This window comes from Lacisediminihabitans sp., from assembly GCF_043726815.1.
GTDB lineage: Bacteria > Actinomycetota > Actinomycetes > Actinomycetales > Microbacteriaceae > Lacisediminihabitans.
On the sequence record NZ_JAYSJZ010000071.1, the window covers coordinates 27,020 to 49,953 of the forward strand.

Genomic DNA, 22,934 nt, shown 5'->3' on the forward strand with positions numbered 1-22,934 from the left:
GGGTCAGAGTCCCTTCGGTCGAGCGAGCTGCTCCACGACGCGGCCGAGCCAGTCGACGAGCAGCGCGAGCAGGGCGATCAGCAGGGCGCCGGAGACGAGCACGCTGTAGAGGTAGAGATTGACTCCCGTGATGATGAGCAGTCCGAGCCCGCCGCCGTCCACGAACGCCGCGAGGGCGGCGGTGCCGACCAGCAGCACGAGGGCGGTGCGGATGCCCGCGAGCATGACCGGCACGGCGAGGGGCAGTTCCACCTTCACGAGCACCGCGAGGGAGCTCATGCCCATCCCGCGGCCCGCTTCGACCAGTCGCTCATCCACGCCGCGGATGCCGATCATGGTGTTGCGCAGCACCGGAAGTGCCGCGTAGAGCACCAGGGCGGTGATCGCGGCCCAGTAGCCCGAGGTGATGAACATCGCCAGCAGCACGACGAGTCCGATCGCCGGAGCGGCCTGGCCGAAGTTCGCGATCGCGAGGATCGGGGCACTGAGGGCGCGGAAGCTCTTGCGGGTGAGTAGCACGCCGAGCGGGATGGCGATCAGCAGCACGATCAGGGCGGACACGAACGTGAGGGAGAGGTGCTCGAGCACCGACTTCCAGAGGATGCCCGGTGCGAGCGTCGTCCGCTCGGTGGGCGTCAGGGGAGCGAGCGAGAGCCAGAGCGCGAAGCCGGCGAGCACGACGAGGATCGCGAGCGGCTGGGCGACGAGGCCCTTCCACGACGACGCGCCGCCGGCCGACAGTACCCGGGTCTCGACCGTGGCGGTGGCGCTACTCATCGGTCGCCGCGACACTCACGGCCGCCTCGACGAGGGGGATGCTGCCCGAATTGGTGCCCGTGGGGGAGGCCGCGTTCTCCGCGGCGGAGGCCCGGGCCGAGGTGATGGCGTCCATCACGGTCTCGACGTCGATGACGCCGAGGAAGCGGTCTCGGCGACCGGTGACGAGCGCGGCGCCCGCGCTCGAGACGAGCATGGTGTCGAGCGCATCGTTCAGGGTCGCCCGGCTGCCGACGACGGGCAGGCCGGCCTCGGCAACCGAGCCGATCGTCTCGAGCCTGGACATCTGGCGGCGGGAGAGCCACTGGATCGGCCGCTCACGGTCGTCCACGATCACGGCATGGTTGTGCCCAGCCTCCACGGTGCGGGCGAGCACCGCGGCGCCCGCCTCCCCGGGGCGGCCGATGACCGCCGAGGCGAGCGTGGCGTCGCTCACCCGACGGAGGGTCAGCTGCTTGAGGCCGGCACCGGATCCGATGAAGTTCTCCACAAACTCGTTGGCCGGCTCGGCGAGGATCCGCTCGGGGGTGTCGTACTGCACGATGTGGGCGCCATCGGAGAACACGACGATCCAGTCGCCGAGCTTCACGGCCTCGTCGAAGTCGTGGGTGACGATCACGATCGTCTTCTGCACCTCCTCCTGGATGCGCAACAGCTCATCCTGGAGACGTTGGCGCGTGATCGGGTCGACGGTGCCGAATGGCTCGTCCATGAGAAGCACGGGCGGGTCGCCGGCGAGGGCGCGGGCGACGCCCACGCGCTGCTGCTGTCCGCCGGACAGCTCCTTGGGGAACCGATTGCGGTACACCGTGGGGTCCAGCGAGACGAGTTCGAGCAGTTCGTCGACGCGGGCCGCGATGCGCGCCTTGTTCCAGCCGAGCATCTTCGGCACGATCGCGATGTTGGCCGCGACGGTCAGGTGCGGGAACAGCCCGCCGGCCTGGATGACGTAGCCGATGCGGCGGCGAAGCTCGTCTCCGTCGATGTCGGTCACGTCCTCGTCCCCGAGCACGATGCGTCCACCGGTCGGCTCGATCAGCCGGTTGATCATCTTGAGCGTGGTCGTCTTGCCGCAGCCGGACGGGCCGACCAGCATCACGATCTTGCCGGCCGGGATCTCGAGCGTGATGCCGTCGACCGCGGGCGTCGCCTGCCCCGGGTAGCGCTTGGTGACGCCCTCGAGCAGGATCGACTTGCCGCTGACGGTGACGTCGACGGGCGGATTCTCAGTGGTGAGTGTTTCAGACACGGATGCCCCTAGGTGTGGTCAGACGGCCGAGGCCGATGAGGAGGAGGTCGAGCAGGAGGGCGAGCACGACGACGCCGATGACGCCGGTGAGTACGGATTCGAGAGAGTTGGCGCCGCCGAGCCGGGAAAGACCGGAGAAGATGAATCCGCCGAGGCCGGGTCCGAGCACGTAGGCGGCGACCGCCGCGATCCCCATCACCATCTGGGCGGAGACCCGGATGCCGCCGAGGATCACCGGCCAGGCGAGCGGGAGTTCCACCCGAAGGAAGGTGCGCGCGCGGCTCATGCCGACGCCGCGGGCGGACTCGACGATGGACGGGTCGATGCCCGTGAGCCCGACGACCGCGTTGCGCAGGATCGGCAGCGCGGCGAAGAAGGTGACGACCGCGACGGCCGGGGGCACGCCGAAGCCCAGGGGCGCGATCAGCAGGCCGACGAGAGCGAAGGCCGGGATGGTGAGCCCGATCGCCGAGACGCTGTTGGCGATGGAGCTGAGCAGGCGGCTGCGATGCACGAGCGCGGCCAGTGCGACGGCGATGACAGTGGCCAACACGAGGCACTGCACCACGAGGCTCACGTGTTGCCAGGACGCAAACGCGATCTGGTCACGATGACTCTTCAGAAAATCCCACACAACATACCGCCCATTCGGTTTCAGATCGTGAAACCGCTACCCCTCGTTTGGGGGGTGGGCCGTCGTCAACTGTAACGAGCGTTACTGGGAACTCGAATTTGACTTATGTACTTAAGTACCCATCACGTATCGAAGATCGCTCTAAGACTCGCGTCGAAAGGGTCAGTGACCGGCCGGAATCTCCGCGCCTTCTGGCAGTGCCGTCTTGCGGATGAAGAACGCCGCGGGGATCGCGAACACCGAGATCGCCGCACCGTAGAGCAGCGCGGTGTGCACTCCCGAGGCGGTCGCCTCGGCCTGAGTCGAGCCCTCGGCCAGGCGTCGCAGGGCCTGCGACGACATCACCGAGACGAACAGGGCGGTGCCTGCCGCGCCGGCGAGCTGCTGAACCGTGCCGACGATCGCGCTGCCGTGCGAGTAGAGCTGCGGGCGCACCGCGGCGAGGCTGGCGGTGAACAGCGGCGTGAAGAGCAGCGCGAGGCCGATGCTCAGCGCGATGTGGGCGGCGAGCACCATCCAGATCGAGGAGTTGGCGTCGAGCAGGGTCATCGACCAGAGCACGGCGCTGACGATGACCGAGCCGGTGACGAGCAGCGCCGTCGGGCCGATGCGGTCGTAGATGCGGCCGACCCACGGGGCGAGGAGACCCATGATGAGACCGCCGGGAAGCAGCAGGAGGCCGGCGGTGAGCGTGTCGATTCCCAGCACGGTCTGCATGTAGATGGGCAGCAGGATCAGGGTGCCGAAGAGCGCCATCATGCTGATCGCGAACATCACGATCGAGAACGTGAAGGTGGTCGAGGTGAAGGTGCGCAGGTCGAGCAGCGCCCGGTCGCCCCGTTGCAGTCGAAGCTGGCGCAGCACGAACACCGCGAGGGAGACGAGGCCGAGGCCGAGCGGCAGCCAGGACTGCAGCGGGCTGGTCGCGGTGCTGATCGTGCTGAGTCCGTAGACGAGTCCGCCGAATCCGACGGCGGAGAGAACGACCGAGAGCGAATCGACACGCGTCTTACGGGGCACGGTCACGTTCTTCATGAGACTGCCGCCCACGATCAGAGAGACGACGGCGATCGGCAGCACGATGATGAACATCCACCGCCAGTCGAGCACCGTGAGGATGAGTCCGGAGATGGTGGGGCCGATCGCCGGCGCGACCGAGATCACGATGGAGATGTTGCCCATCATGCGTCCGCGGGTCGCCGGCGGCACGAGGGTGATGACGGTGGTGATGAGCAGCGGGAACATGATCGCCGTGCCGGTCGCCTGCACGATCCGGGCGAGGAGCAGCACCTCGAAGCCGGGGGAGACCGCGGCGATGAGGGTTCCGGCGCTGAACAGGCTCATCGCGGTGATGAAGAGGGGCCGCGTGTTGAACCGCTGAAGCAGGAAGCCGGTGATCGGGATCACGACGGCCATGGTGAGCATGAAGGCCGCGGTGAGCCACTGGGCCGAGCTCGCCGGGATGCCGAGGTCCCTCATGAGACTCGGCAGGGCCACGCCCATGATGGTCTCGTTCAGGATCACCACGAAGGTCGAGATCAGCAGCAGGGTGATCACGAGCCGGTTGCGCGCGTCGATCGACTGGGCCCCGCCCGGCGTCTCGGAGGCGGTGAGGGAAACGGAGGTTTCGGTCATCAAGGGTCCCGTCGGAAGAGGTCTGGGTGTCGCGAAGTGAGAAGTGTGGGGGAGGGCGTTGCTAAGTCGAGCGCTCGGACAGCCTGCTTTATTCCACCGACATCCGAATTGTTTCGCCCATCTTCGCCTCTTGAAACGGGACCGTCTGCGTCGTACCTTGATATAATCAATCAAGTGGTTGATAAACAGATAGGTTGATTAACGTGGACGAGAGCGAGGCCCGGCTCGACCGGGCATTCCTGGCGCTCGCCGACCCGGTGCGGCGCAGCCTGATCGCGCGCCTCTCGCGCGGAGAAGCGACAGTGAATGAGCTGGCCGAGCCGTTTGCCATCAGCAAGCAGGCGGTGTCGAGGCACATCCAGGTGTTGGAGGCCGCGGGCCTCATCACGCGCACCCGGGAGGGGCAGCGTCGACCGTGCCACCTCGCCCCGGCGGCCCTCGAGTCGCTCACCGCCTGGATCGACACCTATCGGCTCATCGCCGAGCGGCAGTACCGCCGTCTCGACACCGTTCTCGACACCCTGAAGGAGAAGGAATCATGACCAATCCCACCACCATCACCGCCCAGCCCGGCACGCCGTTCCTCGACATCGTGCGCGAGTTCGACGCTCCCCGCGAGCAGGTCTACCGGGCGTACACCGATGCGGCGCTGGTCACCCAGTGGATGGGGCCGCGGCGTCTCAGCATGGACCTCACGAACTGGGATGTTCGTGCGGGAGGCTCCTGGGGCTTTCTCAACCGCGACGCCGACGGCACCGAATACGCGTTCCATGGCGTGTTCCACGCCGTCACCCCGGGGGAGCACCTCCTGTGGACCTTCGAGTTCGACGGCGCCCCGGGCCATGTGAGCCTCGAATCCATCGACTTCGACGACCTCGGCGAGCGCAGCCGGGTCAGGATCCACGCCGTCTACCAGGCGGTCGAGGACCGGGACGCCATGGCGGCCGGCGGCATGGAGAGCGGCGTCACCGAGGGATTCGAACGCATGGACGAACTGCTGCAGTCCGTCTCCGCACGCTGACCGGAGCCGGTCAGGCCTTGTCGTCTTCGACCGGCGTGAGCACGAACACCGGGATGACGCGTGACGTGTGCTCCTGGTACGACGCGTACTCGGGGTAGGCCGCGACCGCGCGGTCCCACCAGACCGACCGCTCGTCGCCCGAGAGCTCGCGGGCGACGAAGTCGCCCTTGACCGGCCCGTCCTGCAACTCTACCCGCGGGTTGGCCAGCAGGTTGAAGTACCAGACCGGATGCTTGGGAGCGCCACCGAGGGAGGCGACGACCGCGTAGTCCCCGTCGTGTTCCACCCGCATGAGCGGCGTCTTGCGCAGTTTGCCGCTCTTCGCGCCGACGGTCGTGAGCACGACGACGGGCATGCCGCGAAGCGTCGTGCCCTCGGTGCCGCCCGAGCTCTCGTAGAGGTCGACCTGGCGCGAGGCCCAGTCCGCCGTACCCCGTTGGTATTCTCCGGTCAGAGGCATGTCGTTCCCTTCCCCGCGACGTTCCGCGCGTCGCTACTGTTACTCCGTATTGCGGCCCCGCTGCGCTTTCGGCCGCGTGCCCCTCACGATGGTCTCATGCCCTCCCAGAACACGCAGCGCCAGATTCGTTTCAACGCCTTCGACATGAACTGCGTCGCGCACCAGTCCTCGGGAATGTGGCGCCACCCAGACGACCAGTCCTGGCGCTACAAGGACCTCACCTACTGGACCGAACTGGCCAAGCTCCTCGAGCAGGGCACGTTCGACGGGATCTTCATCGCCGACGTGCTCGGCACCTATGACGTCTACGGCGGATCCAACGAGGCGGCGATCCGTCACGGTGCCCAGGTTCCCGTCAACGACCCGGTACTCCTCGTCTCGGCGATGGCGCTCGTCACCGACCACCTCGGCTTCGGCATCACGGCGGGAACCGCCTACGAGCATCCGTACCCGTTCGCCCGTCGCATGTCCACGCTCGACCACCTCACCAACGGGCGCGTCGGCTGGAACGTCGTCACCGGCTACCTCCCGTCTGCAGCGCGCAACATGGGCCACGAGGACCAGCTCGAGCACGACGACCGTTACGACGTCGCCGACGAGTACCTCGAGGTGCTCTACAAGCTCTGGGAGGGATCCTGGGAGGACGACGCCGTCATCCGCAACCGCGAGACCGGCGTGTTCACCGACCCCAGCAAGGTGCACGAGATCGGCCACAAGGGCAAGAACTTCACGGTTCCGGGCATCCACCTCTCCGAGCCGTCGACCCAGCGTACGCCGGTGATCTACCAGGCCGGCGCGAGCCCGCGCGGCATCGCGTTCGCGGCGGGCAACGCCGAGGCGATCTTCGTGGCGGCCTCGACCAAGGCGGGTCTCAAGGAGACGGTGAAGAAGATCCGGGATGCCCTCGAGACCGCCGGTCGCGATCGATACTCCGCGAAGATCTACACGCTTCTCACGATCATCACCGACGAGACCACCGAGAAGGCGAAGGCCAAGCACGCCGACTACCTCAGCTATGCGAGCGAGGAGGGCGCCCTGGTGTTCATGTCGGGCTGGATGGGCATCGACCTCTCCCAGTACGACCTCGACGAGCCGATCGGCAACGTCAAGAGCAACGCCATCCAGTCGACGGTGGCCAACTTCCAGAAGGCCAACGAGGACGGCAGCGAGTGGAAGGTGCGCGACATCGCGCGACTCGGAGCCATCGGCGGGCTCGGGCCGTTCATCGTCGGCTCGGGCGAGGAGATCGCCGACCAGCTCGAGGAGTGGGTGAACGAGACGGATGTGGACGGCTTCAACCTGGCCTACGCGATCACGCCGGGCACCTTCGAGGATGTCGTGGAGTTCGTGATCCCCGTGCTGCGGGCGAGGGGTGTCTATCCTGACGCCTACGCGGAGGGGACGCTGCGCAACAAACTGCACGGTCGGGGGGACCACCTGCCGACTGAGCACAAGGGCGCGAGCTTCCGCGTGGGCGGCCCGGCGTCAACCTCGCCGAGGTAGTCGGCCCGAGGTAGTCGGCTCAGGCCGTTCGTTCCCTCGCCACCCCGGCGATCAGAGAGTCGACGAGTCCGGGGAACCGGGCGTCGAGGTCCTCTTTGCGCAGGCGCGTCTCGCGGTTGCGGCCGGTCACCCGGGTCAGGGTGACCCCCGCCTCGCGCATCACCTTGAAGTGGTGCGACAGCGTCGACTTGTGCAGATCGAGGTCGTAGATCTCGGCACGGCACGGATGGTAGTCGCCGTCGGCCATCACGGCCAGGAGCCTCAGGCGCGCCGGATCGCTCAGGGCCTTGAGCACCTCCACCAGGTCGATCTCGTCGACGGAGGGATGATCGAGAACTTCGCTCTCCACGGCACTCCTCTCCCCAATAGTTTGACGTAGATAAAACTAAAGCATACACTCAACGGTATGACCTCCATCAAACAATACCCTTCGGCGCGCGAGAAAACCACCGGCAGGCTCCTGCTCCTCGCGGCGGGGACGTTCGTCGTCGGCACTGGAGGGTTCGTGATCGCCGGCCTCCTGCCGGGTATCGCGCAGAGCCTTCGGGTGACCGAGACCAGCGCGAGCCTGCTCATCACCATCTACGCCCTCGTCTTCGCGATCGGCACCCCGATCATCTCGATGGTCACCGGTCGCGTCTCGCGCACGACCCTCATGGTCGCCGGACTCGGCCTCGTCACCGTCGGCAACGTTCTCACGGCGGTGCTGCCCACCTTCGACCTGGTCATGGTCGCGAGGGTGATCACCGGCATCGGGGCCGCGGCGTTCGTGCCGGCGGCCACGGCATCCGCCGCCGCCATCGCGGCGCCCGGGCGCAAGGGCCGCGCGATCTCGCTGGTCACGGCGGGGTTCACCGCCGCAACCGCGCTCGGCGCACCGATCGGAACGGCGATCGGCGCGCTCGGCGGGTGGCAGCTGGCACTGTGGTTCGTCGTGGCGCTCGGCGGTATCGTCGTTGTCGGCACGGGGGTCCTGTTGCGACGAATCCCGCTTCCCGCCGCCCAGACCGCGCGTGAGCGGTTCGCCCCGCTGGCAAGCGGCCGGATCGCGGTCACGCTCCTGACGACGCTGCTCATCGTGGCCGGCCAGTACAGCGGGTACACCTTCTTCGGCAGCGTGCAGGATCGTGCGACCGGCGGAAGCGGCACCGTGCTCGCCCTCCTGCTCTTCGTCTACGGGCTGTTCGCCACCATCGGCAACCTGCTGGCCGGTTCGCTCTCCGACCGATTCGGCAACCGCGTCGTGCTGAACATCGCCGTCGTGGTGCTGATCGCCGACTTCGTGGCCATGCCATTCGCCGGGGGCGCGCTGTGGAGCGCAAGCATCCTCATCGCGGTCTGGGGGCTCTCGGCCTGGGCGGCCCTCCTCGCCGTGCAGCACCGGGTGGTGGAGATCGCGCCGGGCGCGATCGCGTGGAACTCCTCGGCGACCTTCTTCGGCATCGCCCTCTCCGGCCCGCTTGGCGGACTGGCGATCTCGACGGCGGGGGTACACAACCTCACCCTGGTCGCGGCAGTCGTTGTCGTGCTCGCCCTGGTCGTGGGTGAGGTCAGTCATCGCCTCGTCGTGCGGCAGGCGCGACGAGTGGTCGAGTCGCCCGCCGAGGTGGATGGCGCCCGGCCGCTACTCGCCGCCTAGTTGTGCGGCCCGCTTCGGTCGGGCCGTGTTCTGCAGGACGGTGACCGGTGCTGTGGGTGCCTACCACGCAGACTCTGGTTGTGCAGGACATCTTGTGCAGCACAGCTTGTGCAGCACAGCCGCTGTCCAGGCGTCGCTCGTGAGGCGGGCTTTGCTCACCGGCTCCCCATCCCTCAGATGTCCTCCATACCGTGTCCTGCACAACCAGGGTCTGCGCGGCGGGCGCCCGTGGACGGCGGAGCTGTCCTGCACAACCCGTCCTGCACAACGGGAGTTCGCGCGGCGGGCACTCGCAAGGCGCCGGGACGTCCTGCACAACCCGTGCTCGGGCGTTTGGGCCTTAACCCGCCGCAAGTATCGGACTAGGGTCGGCTGCATGGCGTATCTGGTGGAATCAATCGGAAAACTGGTCACCTCCCTGGGAATCAGGGCGAGCTACGGCGAGAAGGTGACGATCGACGGAGCGGAGGTCGTGCCGGTCGCACTCGTCTGGTTCGGATTCGGCGGTGGCAGCGACGAGGGGGGCGAGACCCGTGAGGCCGGCGGCGGGGGCGGCGGCGGCGCAACGATCCCGATCGGCGTCTACACCGGCGGAATCAACGGACCGCGATTCCAGCCCAACCTCGTGGCGTTGATGGCGGTGTCCATCCCTCTCACCCTCGTCGCGGGCAAGGCGCTGTCGCACATCATCCGGGCGCTCAAGAAATAGCGCCCGCCCGCGGCTCAGTCCGTGGGGTAGGCCACGCCCGAGAGCTCCTCGGACACTCGCCAGAGCCGCGCGGCATCGGCCGCGTTTCTGGCACGCCGCGGGACTCTCGCCGGCGCGGGTGCGCCGGTGAGTTCGGCGAAGCCGCCCGGGCCGTAGTAGCCGCCGCCCACGGCGTCGGGACTCGTGGCCGCGTAGAGCGCCGGGAGGATGCCCTGCGGCACCTCCTGCCAGAGCCAGCCGATGCGGTGACTCGCCTCGTTGAGGGATTGCAGCGTCTTCGACCCCGATCCGCCGAGCGTTGGGCCGGTCACCTGTAGGTTGGTGATCGTGGCGCCGGGGTGAGCCGCGGTGCTGCGGATGCCCCAGCCGGCCTCGACGCTTCGGCGCTGGAGTTCCCGAGCGAACATGAGTGTGGCGAGCTTGGAGAGACCGTATGCCCGCTGAGGGCGGTAGCGCCGTTCGCTCTGCAGGTCGTTCCAGTGGAGCCGTCCCGACCGCGCGAGGATGCTGCTCAGGCTGAGCACGCGCGGCGCCGGTGCCGCGCGGAGCAGCGGCAGCAGGTGGGCCGTCAGGGCGAAGTGCCCGAGGTGATTGCTCTCGAACTGCAGCTCGAGGCCGTCGGCGGTCACCTGGCGGGCGGGCGGCATCATGAGTCCGGCATTGTTGATCAGGAAGTCGATCGGACGACCGAAGGTGGTGAGCCGTCGCCCCGCCCCCGCGACGCTCGCGAGGGAGGAGAGGTCGACATCGAGGATGCTCAGCTGCGCCCCCGGCACCTCGGCGTGCAGGCGTGCGATGGCGTCCACTCCGCGCTGGCGGTTGCGCACCGCGAGAACGACCTCGGCGCCGGCCAGCGCGAAACGACCGGCGAGGCCGAATCCGAGCCCGCTGTTGGCGCCGGTGATCACGGCGAAGGTGCCGGTGAGATCGGGAACCGCGACATCCGCCACCGTGCGTGCCATTTTTCTTCCCCCGTGGATCGACTGCCCCTTGGATGCTACCGACTGTCGTGCGGTCGGGCGCGCGACGCACGAGCGCGCGGCGACATCGGATTTACGCAACACAACGTGTATAAAACCGCGTGGTGAATATTAGTGGCCCTATGATTGTCGCAATCCGAACGCTCGGGCGGCACCCGTCCTGCCGCCGACCTCGGCCCGACCGCTAGGCACCGAATGAACGACTACCTGCCGCTGGTGCTCTGGCTGGGCCTGGCTCTCACCCTCGGAGCCGCATCCACCGGCGCGGTCGCCTTCGTGCTCACCCGCAATCGCCGCAAGTCTCCCGCGCGACGCCGCTGAGCGCCGGATCACCAGCCGAGCGTGCCCGGTTCCCCCTTGAACGGCCCGACGACCCTGGAGGTGATCCAGCCGCCGTAGAAGTCTCCGGCCTGGGCCGTCACCCGCTCGCCCGCCACCTCGCAGGAGTCCATCGCCGAGGGGTAGACGGCCACCCGGTCGGCGAGAGACTCGAAGCCCGGAGTCGGCCGGGGGTAGAACCAGGCCGCCGCGACGGCTTCGTGCGAGCCGCTGCGCACGGTCAGGTATGCGGCCGCACCCTTGAACTCGCAGAAGCTGGCGCCCGGCGCCGGCACGAGGACGCCAGGGGCGAACGCGGAGCGAGGCAGGTAGTACACCGGCGGATGGCTCGTCTCGAGCACCCGCACGGCGTCGGTGGTGTCCACGATGGTCTCGCCGCCGAATCGGATCACCACCCGCTCGGTGGTCGGTTCCACCCGAGGCGGGCGTGGGTAGTCCCACACCGATTCCTGGCCGGGTTGCGGTTCGATTCTGCGGATGGCTGCTCTGGTCACACGCACATTCTTACGCGGCCCGGCCGGGATTGTGCTGGGCGCGGGCGGGAAGCGCGCCGAGGGCGAGCAGGGCGAGCACCACCTGCACGGTTCCCGTCGCGAAGAAGGTGGGCTGCAGCCAGTGGAAGAAGGGCAGGATGGTGACCTCGACGTAGATCCAGATGATCATTCCGAAGCCCGCGACGGCTGCCGCGGCACAGGCGAACCTGCTCCTGCGCAACTGCAGCACCACCGCCAGTGCCTGGGTGCCACCCACCACCGCGAGCAGGATTACTCCGGGCCACAGGTAGGAATCGAATGGCGTGCCGTCGAGCCAGGACATCGGCATCCCGAGTCCGTTCGTCAGGAGCACGCCCGCGCCTCCGGCGACGGAGGAGACGAGGTTGACGAATCCGACCAGGAGGAGTCCGGCCGAGGCGAATCGCTGTATTCCCATGCGCGACACGCTAGGTCGAGCCCGCTCACCGGGCGAGGTCGAAGGTCCCGTGACCGGGCGGCTCGCCTCGACGGCCCGGCGTCGTCTACTCTCGACCTGTTGCGACTGAAGGGCTTTCATGGATTCCGTGGTCACCATCATCTGGATCGTCTCCTTCGTCCTGGTGACAGTCACGGTCACCGGACTCTCCCGCAAGGTCGGCTGGTCTGCGCCGATCAGCCTCGTCGCGGTCGGCGCGATCGTCTCGTTCATGCCGGGGGTGCCACAGGTGCACCTCGAGCCCGACCTGGTGCTCTACGGCCTGTTGCCTCCGCTCCTCTTCGCCGCGGCGATCCGCACCTCGATCATCGATGTGCGGGCTCGCGGCGACAGCATCCTCGCCCTCTCGGTGGGCCTCGTGCTCTTCATCGTCGTCACCGTGGGCTTCTTCACCTGGCTCATCGTTCCGGCCATCACGCTCGCGACCGGATTCGCCTTCGCCGCCGTCGTCGCTCCGACGGATGCCGTGGCCGTCACCGCGATCGCCGGGCGCCTCAGGCTTCCGCGACGGCTCGTGACGATCATCGAGGGCGAGAGCCTCTTCAACGACGCGACGGCCCTCGTGGCGCTCTCGGCCTCGATCACCGCCATCGTCGGGGTTCTCAACCCGTTGGGGGTGGCCGGCGACTTCGCGCTCGCGGTGATCGTGGGGATCGCCTTCGGCGTCGCCGTCGGGTTCGCGGTCTCGGCGATTCGCACCCAACTCAAGGCGCCGGTGCTCGACACCTGCCTGTCGCTGGTCACCCCGTTCGTCGCCTTCATCCCGGCGCAGTTGCTGCACGGCTCGGGCGTTCTCGCCGTCGTGACCGCCGGGCTCATCGTCGGGCAGAAGGCACCGGTGGTGCAGTCGGCCGAGGCGCGCATCGCGGAGTCGCTCAACTGGCGCACGATCCGCTTCATGCTGGAGAACTCGGTGTTCCTCTTCATCGGGCTCAACCTGTACTCGATCACGACGGCCACCGCGAGTTCCGGCATCGGCGTCTGGCAGACGGTGGGCATCAGCCTGGCGATGCTCGGCTTCCTCCTGCTCGCCCGGTTCGTCTGGGTGCTGCTCTCGACGCTGCGCTTCACCATCGGACCGAAGCGGTTTCGGGATCGCGGGTGGAGCTGGAAGAACACCTTCGCCGTCGGCTTCTCCGGCATCCGCGGTGTCGTCACTCTCGCCGCCGTGTTCCTGCTGCCCGAAGAGACCCCGCAGCGGCCCTTCCTGCAGTTTCTGGCCTTCGCGGTGGTCGTCGGCACGTTGCTCCAGGGTCTGGCGTTGCCGTGGATCATCCGCCGGCTCAAGCTGCCTCCTCCCAACAGCGCGCAGGAGCGTACCGAGGCCCAGATGCTGATGGCCGAGGCGCGCGACGCGGGCATCTCCTGGCTCGATGCCGGCACCTCAGACTCCGACAGCGAGGCGGTGCTCCGGCGCCTGCGGGCGGACGCCGCCCTCTACAACGACGAGTTGGAGAACCCGACGCCGGTGGGCAACGAGTCGTCGCCGGCCGCGTTCGGCAGACTCCGGCTGTCGATGATCATCGCCGAGCGGGAGGCCGTGCTCTCCGCTCGGGCCGCCGGGAGGTACCAGGAGAATGCCGTGCGGGCGGTGCTGGCGGCGATCGACGCCGAGGAGATCGCGCTGCGCGTGATCGGCCGGAAGATCGAGATCGACGAATAGCCGATCGAAGCGAATAATCGCGGCCTCGACGCAGTTGCAGATCACGAAACCCGTTCGAGACTCCGAAAGGCATCGCCATGCGCGTTCTACTCTCCGGGGGGACCGGCTTCGTCGGCTCCTCCATCCTGTCCGCTCTCACCGCCGCCGGCCACAAGGTGGTGGCGATCGTGCGCAGCGACGAGGCCGCGGCGACGGTCTCGGCCGCCGGGGCGACCGCGCTCGTGCACTCCCTGCCTGACACCGCCTGGCTCAGCGGCGCGCTCGCCTCGAGTGACGGCTTCATCCACGCCGCCACTCCGGGAGACGAGACCGGCCCCGCCTTCGACGACTCCGTGATCGATTCGGTCATCGCGGCCTACTCGGGCACCGACAAGCCGTACCTGCACACCGGCGGAATCTGGGTCTACGGCGACGGTGCCGACCTCACCGAGGACACACCCCGTGCGGCCCCCGCGATCACCGCATGGCGAGAGGAGCGGGAGAACCGACTGCTCGCCTCCGGAGTCCGCGCGAGCGTGATCGCCCCCGCCATCGTCTACGGCCACGGCAAGGGCATTCCCAATACGATCGCGCAGGCCCCGCTGTCGGCGGACGGTGCCCTTCGCCTGATCGGGAGCGGCGATCAGCACTGGGCCACCGTGCACGTGGACGACCTGGCCGACCTCTATGTCGTCGCGCTCGAGAGCGCCCCCGGCGGTGAGATCTACATCGCGGCGAGCGGCCAGAACCCCACGGTGCGCGAGCTCGGCGAGGCCGTCGTCGGGCCGGACGGGGCCGTGGTCGGCGAAGATCCCGACGCGACCCGCGATCGCCTCGGCGCGGCGTTCGCCGACGCCCTCCTGCTCGACCAGCAGGCCACCGGCGCCAAGGCTCGGGCGGCGTTCGGCTGGGCGCCGAGCCGGCCGAGTCTCGTGGAGGAACTCGCGGCGACGTCGGCCCGCGCCTAGAAGCGGCAGGCCGGCGCGCCGACTTCTCGAGCCAGGACTGCCCGAGGCAGGACTACTCGAGGAAGGCGGCGAGCGCCGCGGTGATCTCCGCGCGAGCCTTCGAGCTCGAGATCGTCGCCGTGCCGTCGCCGGGCTGCGTGCCGTAGTCGCCGAATCGCGCGTGGTTCGCCCCGGCGATCTCCACGAAGGTCGCGTCGGCGGGCAGGAGGGCGCTCGAGGACTCGATCTTGTCCGGAGTGCTCAGCCCGTCGCGCGATCCGCCGATGCTGAGCACCGCGAGCGAACTTGCCGACAGGTCGTTCGCGCAGTAGCTGCCGAACAGCACGAGGCCGGCGACCCGCGGCGAGTCCGCGAGCATGCACGCGCGCACCCCGCCGAGGGAGTGGCCGCCCACGAACCAGCGCGTGACTGCCGGGGCGTCGGCCGTGAAGGTGTCGAGGGGGCGCTGGTCGAAGAAGGCGAGGTTGAGCGTCGGCTTGGTGATCACGACCGTGGTGCCCTTCTCCACGATTCCGGAGAGCTTGTACAGGTAGGCGCACGGGTCGACTTTGGCCCCCGGGATGAACACGAGGCCCGTGCCGGTCGCCCCGGTGGCCGGCGCCATGACGATCGAGTGATCCGTGGACGAGATCGAGACGGCCGGATTGCGCCAGGCCAGGAGGGCGGCCGATCGGTCGCCGGCCATCACGATGTTCGCCCAGGTGACGACGCCCACGATCACGAGCACGAGCACGACCGCTGCTGCCACCACCGCACGCAGGAGTAGCCGGCGGGGTCGCCCTCGGCTCACAACTGGCGCCGCTTCGAGTCGATCGAGACCGGTGGAGTCAGCTCCCGCTCGTCCTCTTCCGCCGGAGCCGCCGGGATCGTCTCGGCGAGCCGCCGCAGGGCGGCGGCGGATTCCGAGCCGGGTTCGGCGTGGAAGATCACCAGGGTCTGCCCCTCGGTGCCCGCGATCGCGAGCTTTTCGTACTGCAAGTCGAGGGGTCCCACGATCGGATGCTGCAGCAGCGTGACGCCGCTGGACTTGGGACGCACATCCTGCCTCGCCCAGAGCCGGCGAAAGTCCGCGCTTCGCACGGAGAGCTCGCCGACGAGCTGGGTGAGGTCCGGGTCGTCGACCTCCGGGCCGACGAGCGCCCGAAGTCCGGCCACGGTGCGGGCGACCATGTCGTCCCAGTCGCGATTGAACTCGCGCATCGTCGGGTCGAGGAAGGCGGCACGCAGGCCGTTGACTCCGGGGGTGTAGATGGGCGAGAGGGCCATGGCGAGCGGATTGGCGGCCAGCACGTCCATGAGCCGGCCCTGCACGAAGGCGGCCTGATTCGTCCAGGACGCGATGAGGTTCTGCATGCTCGCCGACGCGCGTTCCCCCTCCGGAGCGGCCCGTCTGCGACCGCTTCCCGGGTGGGCGAGGCGCTGCAGGTGCGCGGTGGCGTGCTCGTCGAGTTGGAGAGCCCGGGCCAGGCCGCGAAGCACCTGTTCCGAGGGATGCGGGTCGTCGCCCTGTTCGAGCTGCAGGTAGTACTCGGTGCTGATGCCGGCGAGGGACGCCGCCTCATCGCGGCGCAGGCCCTGCACCCGGCGACGGTTCGTCTGGGGGAGTCCGGCATCCTCTGGAGTCAGGATTTCGCGCCTCGCGCGCAGGTATTCGCCGAGGCGGTTGCCAGATTCCATGGGTCCAGACTACGCAGTGGCGACGGGCTCGTTCGGCGTGTCGGAGGCCGGGCGGGCAAATCTCCACCCGTTCTCCACCCCAGGGCGGTGCCGTCCGGCCGAGCGGTTCGCGAGGCTGGGAGCGTCCCTCACATTCACCGAACGGAATTCAGGCCCATGACACTCCAGACCCTCGCCAACGCCGCCCTCATCGTGCTTCTCGTCGGGTGGATCGGCATCCGCCAGCTGAGCTGGCGGCCCATTCTGGTCGGAAAGATGTGGCGGCTGCCGATCGTGTTCGCCGCGATCGGGCTCTTCACGCTCTCCGGCGCGCACGGCGCATCCTCGATGACCGCGATCGACGCCGCGCTCCTCGCCCTCGAACTCGTCATCGCCCTCGGCGTCGGCGCCGCGATGGGCGCGATCGCGAACATCCGGGCGTTCTCGCCCGGTGACGATGCCCCGGACGCGCCTCGCTTCGAGAGCCGCACGGGATGGGTCGGACTCGCCCTGTGGCTCGTGTTCATCGGGGTGCGGGTCGGCATCGACTTCTGGGCCGGCGCCCTCGGCTCCCACCTCGCCGCGACGACCGGGGTCATCTTCGTCATGGTGGCCGCCAACCGGGTCGCCCGCACCGCGGTCATCGGGGCGAGGGTGTCCCGCCTCGCCTCGGTGGCACCGGTGGCCGCCGGAGCGCGATGATGGGGAGATGACGAGCCAGACGGCGACGGGCGCCATCGCCGACGCGACCCCGAACTGGTTGAGCCGTTCGCTCAACCTCCTCGGGGTCGTCGTCGTCGCCTACTACTTCGGGCGCGACTTCCTGCCTGCCGTTCCGCTCGCGGTGGCCGTCGCGGCGGCCGCGTCGCTTCTCGCCTGGGCCGTCGCGACCCTTCTGCCCGGCCGGTACCGCACCCTCCTCACCGTGCTGTTCGGGGTGATGGTCGTCGGTGGGTCGATTGCGGCGGTGCCCACCAACGGGCTCGCCATCGTCCCTGCAACGGTGGCGGTGCTCCGGCTGTTCGCCGACCTGCGCCGACCCAGCTGGCACGGCGCAGTGGGCGCTCTGTCGGCAGCGGCGTGCCTGGCCGTCGCGGCGTTGATCTTCCCCCTTCCGCTGCTCGGTTTCGTCGCCATGGAGGGCGGGGTGCTCGTGGCCGCGCTGGCCGGCATCAGCCGTCGGCAGTTCCGGGCCGCCGATGCCCAGTCCCGCGCCCTGCTCGAGGAACGTGTCGCGATCCGCGAGGAACAGGCCCGCGGCGCCGCGCTCGCCGAGCGGCAGCACGTGGCGAGGGACATCCACGACGTGCTCGCCCACAGCCTGGGCGGACTCGTGATCCAACTGGATGCCGTCGAGGCACTGCTCGAGGCGGGGGAGGCCGATGCGGCGTTCAGCCGGGTGCGGGACGCCCGGGCGCTCGCCGCGAGCGGCCTGTCTGAGGCGCGCCGCGCTGTCGACGCGCTGCGCGACGATCGGCCGGGCGAACCGGTGGATGGGGCATCCGTCGTCCGCTCGCTCGGCGACCTCGGCGAGGCCCATCGCGCCCTCGGCGGGCGGATCGAATTCACCAGTTGCGGCGCAGAGTGGCCGATGTCCGCCGACGCGGCTCAGGCGATGGTGCGGGCGATGCAGGAATCGTTGACGAACGCCCGCAGGCACGCCAGGGGGCAACCTGTCGCGGCGACGCTCGAGTGGGCACCGGGTTCGGTGACCCTCCGTGTCTCCAACCCTCTGGCCCCGGCGGACCATGACTTGCCAGATCCGGCGTCAGGCGGCCATCACGGACTCGAGGGCATGGTCGAGCGTTTCGCCGCCGTTCGGTCGGGGAGCGTCACCGCGGGGGAGCGCGACGGCGCCTTCGTCGTCACGGCACTGGTGCTGCGCTCGTGAGTGCCGACGTCATCCGGGTGCTCGTCGTCGACGACCAGGCCATCGTGCGCGACGGCCTCGTCACCGTTCTCTCCCTGCTGCCCGACATGGCGGTGGCGGGGGAGGCGGCGGACGGAGAGCAGGCGGTTCGCCTCGCCGCCGAACTCGCGCCGGACGTGATCCTCATGGACCTGCGGATGCCGGTGCTCGACGGGACGACCGCGACGGCACGCATCCTCGCGGAACGTCCAGAGTCTGCGGTGCTCGTGCTGACGACCTATGCCGACGACGAGTCCATCGCCGGCGCGCTGCGGGCCGGGGCCCGCGGCTACCTCAGCAAGGATGTCGGAAGGGTGGAACTCGCGGCCGCGATCCGGGCCGTCGCGCACGGTCAATCCACGTTCTCGCGCGAGGTCGGCGACCGCGTGATCGGGGGGCTGTCGGGCGGGCAGGCCGATCGGTTGTCGCCGACGGCCCTGCAGGGGCGATTCGACGCACTCACCCGACGGGAGGCCGAGGTGCTGTCCCTCATCGCCGAGGGACTCAGCAATTCGGAGATCGCGGCTCGCCTGTTCGTGAGCGTCGTCACGGTCAAGACCCACATCAACTCGCTCTTCGCCAAGCTCGCCGTGAGGGACCGGGCGCAGGCCATCGCCGCCGTGCGCTCCTGAGCGCACCGCGAATCCGACTCGACGGGCCATTTCGGCAGCAATCGGCCAGCCGGGCAGACCATATCGTCAGCCGCGCCTCAAAAACGGCACGATAACCGCAGCAAACTTTTCGACAATTCGCGCCGATTCGGTATTAGTGTGAGGCGATCAGGGCGTTCAATGCTGAGCGTCCCCACCCGAAGTGGTCGCCGCTCGCGGCGTCCGTGACGCGAGGAGAGTGCGCATGTCCGCAACTGTTCCGGCTTCCCGCGAAGTCGACAGCAAGGGTCTCAAGGGCGGTGCGCTCGGTCTGCTCTCGAGCGTGGTGGTCGGGGTCGCCTCCACGGCGCCGGCGTACAGCCTCGCGGCGAGCCTGGGCTTCATCGTGGCCAGCGGGGGAGCGCTCCTGGCGGGGGTGAAGGCCCCCGGCATCGTGCTCCTCGCCTTCATTCCGATGTATCTCATCGCGGTCGCGTACCAGGAGCTCAACAAGGCGGAGCCGGACTGCGGCACCACCTTCACCTGGGCCACTCGCGCGTTCGGGCCGATCACCGGCTGGATGGGCGGCTGGGGGATCATCGTCGCCGACGTGATCGTGATGGCCAACCTCGCCCAGGTCGCCGGATCGTATTCGTTCACCTTCATCGGCGGCCTCGGCTTCCCTGGCGTCGCCGACCTGTCCAACAACGTGTTCTGGTCCACCGTGGCCGGCCTGCTCTGGATCGCGATCATGACCTGGATCTGCTATCGAGGAATCGAGATCTCGGCCAGGATCCAGTACGTGCTGCTGAGCATCGAGATCATCGTGCTCATCGCCTTCGCGGCCTTCGCCCTCATCCGCGTGTACACGGGAACGGCCGAGCCCTATTCGATAGTTCCCACCCTCGACTGGTTCAACCCCTTCACGCTCGACTTCGGCAGCGTGATCGCGCCGGCGATGCTCACCGCGATCTTCATCTACTGGGGCTGGGACACCGCGGTCTCGGTGAACGAGGAGACCGCGGACCCGGCCAAGACTCCGGGCCGGGCCGCGATCATCAGCACGGTGCTGCTGCTCGTGACCTATGCCCTCGTCGCCGTCGCGGCCGTCGCCTTCGCCGGCGTCGGCACGAAGGGCATCGGGCTCGGCAACGAGGCCAACGCGAGCGATGTGTTCTCGGCGATCGGTCCGCAGCTCTTCGGGGACAGTGTGATCGGGCACATCCTGCTCCTGCTGCTCGCCGCCTCCATCCTCACCTCGGCATCCGCCTCCACGCAGACCACCATCCTCCCGACGGCGCGCACCGCCCTCTCGATGGCGGTGTACAAGGCGATCCCGAAGAACTTCGCACGCATCCACCCGAAGTTCCTCACCCCGACCTGGTCGACCATCGGCATGGGCATCGTCTCGGCGGCGTTCTACCTGATCTTCACCCTGATCAGCACCAACCTGCTGAGCGCCCTGATCGGATCGATCGGCCTCATGATCGCCTTCTACTACGGTCTCACGGGCTTCGCCTGCGTGTACTTCTACCGCAAGACGCTCACCTCCTCGTTCCGGCACTTTGTGATGCGCGGCCTGTTCCCGCTGCTCGGCGGGGTCATGCTGCTCGCCGTGTTCGTCTACGGCCTCATCCAGTTCGCCGCCCCGGACTGGCTGGTCGACGACAAGGGCAAGAACGTGACCATCTTCGGCATCGGCGCGCAGGCCGTGGTCGGGGTTGGCGGACTCGTGATCGGTGCGGTGCTGATGCTCATCTGGTGGTGGCGTCAGCCCGACTTCTTCCGCGGCAAGACACTGCCGAGGCGGTCGGACGACCTCGTGCTCGCCGGTGGACCGGTGCGGGTGCCGGCGTTTGGCCTTCCGGACTCCGGCCGCATGGCCGACGTGATCGCTCCCGACCTCTCGAACCTTCCACCCGGGCAGACGGCCGTGGACGCCGTCACGGGCGAAGAGGTGGACGAGGCGACGGATGACGCGGCTCCCGGCCCCGACGAGCCCGGCTCGACGCCGGGACACCAGGCATAGGCTTGAGAGATGATCCGCACGCGACCCGGCCCGGCGTCCCTCACCCTGTTCGGGGCGATCGACGTCGTGCTCGTGATCGTCTTCGTGCTGATCGGCCGAGCGAGCCACAACGAGGGCATCCTGGGCACGCTCAACACCCTCTGGCCCTTCGTAGCGGGCCTCGCCGTCGGCTGGGTCGCGACGCGCGCCTGGCGCGATCCGCTGTCGATCGCCTGGATCGGGGTGGGAGTCTGGGTCAGCACGGTGATCGTGGGCATGCTCCTGCGCGTGCTGAGCGGTCAGGGCGTGCAGACCAGCTTCGTCGTCGTGGCCACGATCGTGCTCGGGGTGTTCCTTCTCGGCTGGCGCTGGATCGCCGTGATCGTGCTGCGTCGCCGGGCGCGGGCGCACACCCCGGCCGCCTGACCTGACCGAGCCGGTGCCGGGTCAGAGGCGCACCAGCTCCACCTCGCGCAGCTCGCCGGCCTCGAGCACCGCCGTCATGAAGGTGTGGGCCGGCTGGCGCCGACGGTCGGTCGGCGAGCCGGGATTGAGCAGGCGCAGGCCGCGGGGAGTCGTCGTGTCCCAGGGGATGTGACTGTGGCCGAACACGAGGAGGTCGGTCTGCGGAAAGGCCGTGTCCATTCGGCCCTCGCGGCCCGCCGCGGCGCCGGTCTCGTGCACCACCGCCATCCGCACGCCGTCGAGCGTGACGCGGGCGATCTCGGGCAGCCGGTCGCGAAGGGCCGGCCCGTCGTTGTTCCCCCACACCCCGACCAGTCGCTTCGCCCGGTCCTCCAGCTCGTCGAGAAGGGGCACGTCCACCCAGTCGCCCGCGTGAACCACCACATCCGCCGCGTCAACCGCGTGCCAGAGCGCGGCGGGCAGTTCGCGCGCTCGCGCCGGCACGTGAGTGTCGCTGATCAGCAGCAGTCGCGTGGACACGGGTCGGACTAACCGGCGGTCGCGAAGAAGCCGATGATCTCCGGAGCGAGCGCCTTCTCCGACACCTGATGGGTCTGGCCGTCCAGGATGCGGTGCGTCGATCCCGGAATCGCCTCAGCGGCGCGCGTGACCCCCTCCCGCATCGGTGCGGGGCTCTTGCCGCCCGCCAGAACGAGGGTGGGCACACGCAGCTTCGCCAGTTCGGCGGTCGGAACCTCGAAGTCGCCCATGATCGACGCGTCGTAAGGCAGGGTGTGCGCCACGCCCTTGAGTTTGCTCCACACCCGGGGCATCAGACGCATCATGAGCGGGACGAAGGCCGGCGCCCCCACCATCTTCACCAGGAAATACGACACCGCACCGGCGCGATCGCCGCGGGCGAGCGTGGCCCTGAGGGTCGCGAGGTAGTCGACGGTGCGACCCTTCACCCTGCGTTGCCCCACGAAGGGCGGCTCGTAGACGGCGAGGCCGCGCATCGGCACCCCGTGGGCGGATGCCGCGAGGGCGAGACTGGCGCCGGACGATTGCCCCACGACAAAGGCCTGGCCCCCCGCGGCGGCGATCACCGCCCTCAGGTCCTCGATCTCGCGCTCGACCGCGTATGGCGCCGTGTCGCCGCTCTCCCCGCGGCCCCGCCGGTCCCAGGTGTACACGGTGAACGACGGGGAGAGCGCGCCGGCCAGCGGCCGGGCCGGGCCGAAGTCGCGGTAGCACAGCGCGCCATCCACGAGCACGAGGGCCGGTCCGGAGCCGACCCGTTCGAAGGCGATCACCGTGCCGTCGGCGCTCGTGACACGCTCGGTGGCGATGGTTGCGACAGCCTGGCTCATCGGCCGGCCTCCTCGAGAATCGAGTCGAGCTTGACGAAGGAGAGCTCCCAGCCCTCGGCGGTCTGTTCGCGCTGCTCGTCGGTGAACGGACCCTGGTGGATCGTCACGCGGGTGAGTTCCCCATGGTCGTGGAACCGTACCCGAAGCGCAACGTCTTCGAGGTCCCCAACCCCCGTGTCGGCATCGAGCCTGATCTCGAGGTACTCGAACTCGGTGAGGGCGACGATGCGCCCACGAATCGGGAAGGCGTTGCCGGCCTCGTCGACCATGGCGAGGTCCCAGCGGCCGCCTTCGCGCAACTCCACGGTCACGGTCTCGAGCGGCACGTGGAATCCGTCCGGCCCGAACCACGACGCGAGGTGCTCCGGTGAGGTCCAGAACTTCCAGACCGTGCGGCGCGGCGCGGCGAAGGCCCGTGTGATGTACACGTCACGGTCGCTGACGGTCGGTGGAGTCGTCTTATCCATCGGT

Annotated in this window: 27 protein-coding genes; 13 read left to right on the forward strand and 14 right to left on the reverse strand. The window is 68.8% G+C overall.

What is annotated here, in order from left to right; translation table 11 throughout:
• Window positions 1-3: 3 nt before the first annotated feature.
• The 4 genes from ACHZD8_RS10670 to ACHZD8_RS10685 all read right to left on the reverse strand — a co-directional run bounded on the left by ACHZD8_RS10670 (window position 4) and on the right by ACHZD8_RS10685 (window position 4,295).
• Complete coding sequence (locus tag ACHZD8_RS10670; protein ID WP_394770409.1) at window positions 4-777, reverse strand: ABC transporter permease; 774 nt, start codon at window positions 775-777, stop codon at window positions 4-6.
• Window positions 770-2,026 carry an ATP-binding cassette domain-containing protein gene (locus ACHZD8_RS10675; protein WP_394770410.1) on the reverse strand — a complete coding sequence of 419 codons (1,257 nt, stop codon included), beginning with the start codon at window positions 2,024-2,026 and terminating at the stop codon, window positions 770-772. The genes ACHZD8_RS10670 and ACHZD8_RS10675 overlap by 8 nt, the downstream gene beginning before the upstream one ends.
• Window positions 2,019-2,660: an ABC transporter permease gene (locus ACHZD8_RS10680; protein ID WP_394770411.1), complete on the reverse strand. Its 642-nt coding sequence runs from the start codon at window positions 2,658-2,660 to the stop codon at window positions 2,019-2,021. The genes ACHZD8_RS10675 and ACHZD8_RS10680 overlap by 8 nt, the downstream gene beginning before the upstream one ends.
• A 162-nt stretch (window positions 2,661-2,822) precedes the next feature.
• A complete protein-coding gene (locus tag ACHZD8_RS10685; RefSeq protein ID WP_394770412.1) occupies window positions 2,823-4,295 on the reverse strand; it encodes a DHA2 family efflux MFS transporter permease subunit in 1,473 nt (490 codons plus the stop codon).
• Window positions 4,296-4,498: 203 nt separating this feature from the next.
• Between ACHZD8_RS10685 and ACHZD8_RS10690 the strand changes: the two genes are divergently transcribed.
• Window positions 4,499-4,837 (forward strand): ArsR/SmtB family transcription factor, encoded by a 339-nt coding sequence (locus ACHZD8_RS10690; RefSeq protein ID WP_394770413.1) that lies wholly within the window; start codon window positions 4,499-4,501, stop codon window positions 4,835-4,837.
• The gene (locus ACHZD8_RS10695; protein WP_394770414.1) at window positions 4,834-5,316 is read left to right on the forward strand and encodes an SRPBCC family protein; all 483 of its coding nucleotides are present in this window, start codon (window positions 4,834-4,836) and stop codon (window positions 5,314-5,316) included. The genes ACHZD8_RS10690 and ACHZD8_RS10695 overlap by 4 nt, the downstream gene beginning before the upstream one ends.
• Before the next feature lie 10 nt (window positions 5,317-5,326).
• Here ACHZD8_RS10695 and ACHZD8_RS10700 read toward each other — a convergent pair whose 3' ends face one another.
• A complete protein-coding gene (locus tag ACHZD8_RS10700; protein WP_394770415.1) occupies window positions 5,327-5,776 on the reverse strand; it encodes a nitroreductase family deazaflavin-dependent oxidoreductase in 450 nt (149 codons plus the stop codon).
• A 96-nt stretch (window positions 5,777-5,872) separates the two neighbouring features.
• On the opposite strand from ACHZD8_RS10700, the gene ACHZD8_RS10705 reads away from it, so the two are divergent.
• Entirely contained in the window at window positions 5,873-7,279 is a 1,407-nt protein-coding gene (locus ACHZD8_RS10705) for an LLM class flavin-dependent oxidoreductase (RefSeq protein ID WP_394770416.1), read from the forward strand.
• 19 nt (window positions 7,280-7,298) lie between these two features.
• Here ACHZD8_RS10705 and ACHZD8_RS10710 read toward each other — a convergent pair whose 3' ends face one another.
• Window positions 7,299-7,628, reverse strand: a complete 330-nt coding sequence (locus ACHZD8_RS10710; protein ID WP_394770417.1) for an ArsR/SmtB family transcription factor — start codon at window positions 7,626-7,628, stop codon at window positions 7,299-7,301.
• 57 nt (window positions 7,629-7,685) lie between these two features.
• Here ACHZD8_RS10710 and ACHZD8_RS10715 point away from each other — a divergent pair, with 57 nt between their 5' ends.
• Both ACHZD8_RS10715 and ACHZD8_RS10720 read left to right on the forward strand, forming a co-directional pair.
• Entirely contained in the window at window positions 7,686-8,918 is a 1,233-nt protein-coding gene (locus ACHZD8_RS10715; RefSeq protein WP_394770418.1) for an MFS transporter, read from the forward strand.
• A gap of 388 nt (window positions 8,919-9,306) precedes the next feature.
• Entirely contained in the window at window positions 9,307-9,627 is a 321-nt protein-coding gene (locus ACHZD8_RS10720; RefSeq protein WP_394770419.1) for a hypothetical protein, read from the forward strand.
• A gap of 14 nt (window positions 9,628-9,641) precedes the next feature.
• On the opposite strand, the gene ACHZD8_RS10725 is transcribed toward ACHZD8_RS10720, so the two are convergent.
• Window positions 9,642-10,589 carry an SDR family oxidoreductase gene (locus ACHZD8_RS10725; RefSeq protein ID WP_394770420.1) on the reverse strand — a complete coding sequence of 316 codons (948 nt, stop codon included), beginning with the start codon at window positions 10,587-10,589 and terminating at the stop codon, window positions 9,642-9,644.
• A gap of 213 nt (window positions 10,590-10,802) precedes the next feature.
• Between ACHZD8_RS10725 and ACHZD8_RS10730 the strand changes: the two genes are divergently transcribed.
• The gene (locus tag ACHZD8_RS10730) at window positions 10,803-10,928 is read left to right on the forward strand and encodes a hypothetical protein (protein WP_394770421.1); all 126 of its coding nucleotides are present in this window, start codon (window positions 10,803-10,805) and stop codon (window positions 10,926-10,928) included.
• A gap of 8 nt (window positions 10,929-10,936) precedes the next feature.
• Here ACHZD8_RS10730 and ACHZD8_RS10735 read toward each other — a convergent pair whose 3' ends face one another.
• Both ACHZD8_RS10735 and ACHZD8_RS10740 read right to left on the reverse strand, forming a co-directional pair.
• Window positions 10,937-11,440 carry a DUF427 domain-containing protein gene (locus ACHZD8_RS10735; protein ID WP_394770422.1) on the reverse strand — a complete coding sequence of 168 codons (504 nt, stop codon included), beginning with the start codon at window positions 11,438-11,440 and terminating at the stop codon, window positions 10,937-10,939.
• Window positions 11,441-11,450: 10 nt separating this feature from the next.
• Window positions 11,451-11,876: a hypothetical protein gene (locus ACHZD8_RS10740; RefSeq protein WP_394770423.1), complete on the reverse strand. Its 426-nt coding sequence runs from the start codon at window positions 11,874-11,876 to the stop codon at window positions 11,451-11,453.
• A 118-nt stretch (window positions 11,877-11,994) separates the two neighbouring features.
• Here ACHZD8_RS10740 and ACHZD8_RS10745 point away from each other — a divergent pair, with 118 nt between their 5' ends.
• Complete coding sequence (locus tag ACHZD8_RS10745; RefSeq protein WP_394770424.1) at window positions 11,995-13,578, forward strand: cation:proton antiporter; 1,584 nt, start codon at window positions 11,995-11,997, stop codon at window positions 13,576-13,578.
• A 77-nt stretch (window positions 13,579-13,655) separates the two neighbouring features.
• Window positions 13,656-14,525, forward strand: coding sequence for an NAD-dependent epimerase/dehydratase family protein (locus ACHZD8_RS10750; RefSeq protein WP_394770425.1), 870 nt, complete (start codon window positions 13,656-13,658; stop codon window positions 14,523-14,525).
• Between the two features lie 52 nt (window positions 14,526-14,577).
• Here ACHZD8_RS10750 and ACHZD8_RS10755 read toward each other — a convergent pair whose 3' ends face one another.
• Together ACHZD8_RS10755 and ACHZD8_RS10760 are read right to left on the reverse strand one after the other, a co-directional pair.
• Window positions 14,578-15,315, reverse strand: coding sequence for an alpha/beta hydrolase (locus ACHZD8_RS10755; RefSeq protein WP_394770426.1), 738 nt, complete (start codon window positions 15,313-15,315; stop codon window positions 14,578-14,580).
• Complete coding sequence (locus ACHZD8_RS10760) at window positions 15,312-16,202, reverse strand: helix-turn-helix transcriptional regulator (protein WP_394770427.1); 891 nt, start codon at window positions 16,200-16,202, stop codon at window positions 15,312-15,314. Before ACHZD8_RS10760 ends, ACHZD8_RS10755 begins: the two co-directional genes overlap by 4 nt.
• Before the next feature lie 156 nt (window positions 16,203-16,358).
• Here ACHZD8_RS10760 and ACHZD8_RS10765 point away from each other — a divergent pair, with 156 nt between their 5' ends.
• The 5 genes from ACHZD8_RS10765 to ACHZD8_RS10785 all read left to right on the forward strand — a co-directional run bounded on the left by ACHZD8_RS10765 (window position 16,359) and on the right by ACHZD8_RS10785 (window position 21,114).
• Window positions 16,359-16,883: a hypothetical protein gene (locus ACHZD8_RS10765; RefSeq protein ID WP_394770428.1), complete on the forward strand. Its 525-nt coding sequence runs from the start codon at window positions 16,359-16,361 to the stop codon at window positions 16,881-16,883.
• A 7-nt stretch (window positions 16,884-16,890) separates the two neighbouring features.
• The gene (locus tag ACHZD8_RS10770; RefSeq protein WP_394770429.1) at window positions 16,891-18,072 is read left to right on the forward strand and encodes a sensor histidine kinase; all 1,182 of its coding nucleotides are present in this window, start codon (window positions 16,891-16,893) and stop codon (window positions 18,070-18,072) included.
• Entirely contained in the window at window positions 18,069-18,722 is a 654-nt protein-coding gene (locus ACHZD8_RS10775) for a response regulator (RefSeq protein ID WP_394770430.1), read from the forward strand. The genes ACHZD8_RS10770 and ACHZD8_RS10775 overlap by 4 nt, the downstream gene beginning before the upstream one ends.
• Window positions 18,723-18,945: 223 nt before the next feature.
• Window positions 18,946-20,709: an APC family permease gene (locus ACHZD8_RS10780; protein WP_394770431.1), complete on the forward strand. Its 1,764-nt coding sequence runs from the start codon at window positions 18,946-18,948 to the stop codon at window positions 20,707-20,709.
• 9 nt (window positions 20,710-20,718) lie between these two features.
• A complete protein-coding gene (locus tag ACHZD8_RS10785) occupies window positions 20,719-21,114 on the forward strand; it encodes a DUF3054 domain-containing protein (RefSeq protein WP_394770432.1) in 396 nt (131 codons plus the stop codon).
• A gap of 21 nt (window positions 21,115-21,135) precedes the next feature.
• Here the strand turns inward: ACHZD8_RS10785 and ACHZD8_RS10790 are convergent, their stop codons facing one another.
• The 3 genes from ACHZD8_RS10790 to ACHZD8_RS10800 are packed head-to-tail and all read right to left on the reverse strand — an operon-like array spanning window position 21,136 to window position 22,930.
• On the reverse strand, window positions 21,136-21,633 hold the full coding sequence (locus ACHZD8_RS10790; protein ID WP_394770433.1) for a metallophosphoesterase family protein: 498 nt from the start codon (window positions 21,631-21,633) through the stop codon (window positions 21,136-21,138).
• An 8-nt stretch (window positions 21,634-21,641) separates the two neighbouring features.
• Entirely contained in the window at window positions 21,642-22,463 is an 822-nt protein-coding gene (locus ACHZD8_RS10795; protein WP_394770434.1) for an alpha/beta fold hydrolase, read from the reverse strand.
• Window positions 22,460-22,930 (reverse strand): SRPBCC domain-containing protein, encoded by a 471-nt coding sequence (locus ACHZD8_RS10800; RefSeq protein WP_394770435.1) that lies wholly within the window; start codon window positions 22,928-22,930, stop codon window positions 22,460-22,462. The genes ACHZD8_RS10795 and ACHZD8_RS10800 overlap by 4 nt, the downstream gene beginning before the upstream one ends.
• Window positions 22,931-22,934 lie beyond the last annotated feature (4 nt).

Excerpts from the sequence above, each read along its gene's own strand:
- ACHZD8_RS10770 (WP_394770429.1), top strand. The coding sequence starts at position 16,891 with ATGACGAGCCAGACGGCGACGGGCGCCATCGCCGACGCGACCCCGAAC.
- ACHZD8_RS10740 (WP_394770423.1), bottom strand. The coding sequence starts at position 11,876 with ATGGGAATACAGCGATTCGCCTCGGCCGGACTCCTCCTGGTCGGATTC.
- ACHZD8_RS10715 (WP_394770418.1), top strand. The coding sequence starts at position 7,686 with ATGACCTCCATCAAACAATACCCTTCGGCGCGCGAGAAAACCACCGGC.
- ACHZD8_RS10795 (WP_394770434.1), bottom strand. The coding sequence starts at position 22,463 with ATGAGCCAGGCTGTCGCAACCATCGCCACCGAGCGTGTCACGAGCGCC.
- ACHZD8_RS10800 (WP_394770435.1), bottom strand. The coding sequence starts at position 22,930 with ATGGATAAGACGACTCCACCGACCGTCAGCGACCGTGACGTGTACATC.
- ACHZD8_RS10780 (WP_394770431.1), top strand. The coding sequence starts at position 18,946 with ATGTCCGCAACTGTTCCGGCTTCCCGCGAAGTCGACAGCAAGGGTCTC.
- ACHZD8_RS10745 (WP_394770424.1), top strand. The coding sequence starts at position 11,995 with ATGGATTCCGTGGTCACCATCATCTGGATCGTCTCCTTCGTCCTGGTG.
- ACHZD8_RS10730 (WP_394770421.1), top strand. The coding sequence starts at position 10,803 with ATGAACGACTACCTGCCGCTGGTGCTCTGGCTGGGCCTGGCTCTCACC.
- ACHZD8_RS10705 (WP_394770416.1), top strand. The coding sequence starts at position 5,873 with ATGCCCTCCCAGAACACGCAGCGCCAGATTCGTTTCAACGCCTTCGAC.
- ACHZD8_RS10750 (WP_394770425.1), top strand. The coding sequence starts at position 13,656 with ATGCGCGTTCTACTCTCCGGGGGGACCGGCTTCGTCGGCTCCTCCATC.
- ACHZD8_RS10760 (WP_394770427.1), bottom strand. The coding sequence starts at position 16,202 with ATGGAATCTGGCAACCGCCTCGGCGAATACCTGCGCGCGAGGCGCGAA.
- ACHZD8_RS10785 (WP_394770432.1), top strand. The coding sequence starts at position 20,719 with ATGATCCGCACGCGACCCGGCCCGGCGTCCCTCACCCTGTTCGGGGCG.
- ACHZD8_RS10695 (WP_394770414.1), top strand. The coding sequence starts at position 4,834 with ATGACCAATCCCACCACCATCACCGCCCAGCCCGGCACGCCGTTCCTC.
- ACHZD8_RS10685 (WP_394770412.1), bottom strand. The coding sequence starts at position 4,295 with ATGACCGAAACCTCCGTTTCCCTCACCGCCTCCGAGACGCCGGGCGGG.
- ACHZD8_RS10725 (WP_394770420.1), bottom strand. The coding sequence starts at position 10,589 with ATGGCACGCACGGTGGCGGATGTCGCGGTTCCCGATCTCACCGGCACC.
- ACHZD8_RS10765 (WP_394770428.1), top strand. The coding sequence starts at position 16,359 with ATGACACTCCAGACCCTCGCCAACGCCGCCCTCATCGTGCTTCTCGTC.
- ACHZD8_RS10700 (WP_394770415.1), bottom strand. The coding sequence starts at position 5,776 with ATGCCTCTGACCGGAGAATACCAACGGGGTACGGCGGACTGGGCCTCG.
- ACHZD8_RS10670 (WP_394770409.1), bottom strand. The coding sequence starts at position 777 with ATGAGTAGCGCCACCGCCACGGTCGAGACCCGGGTACTGTCGGCCGGC.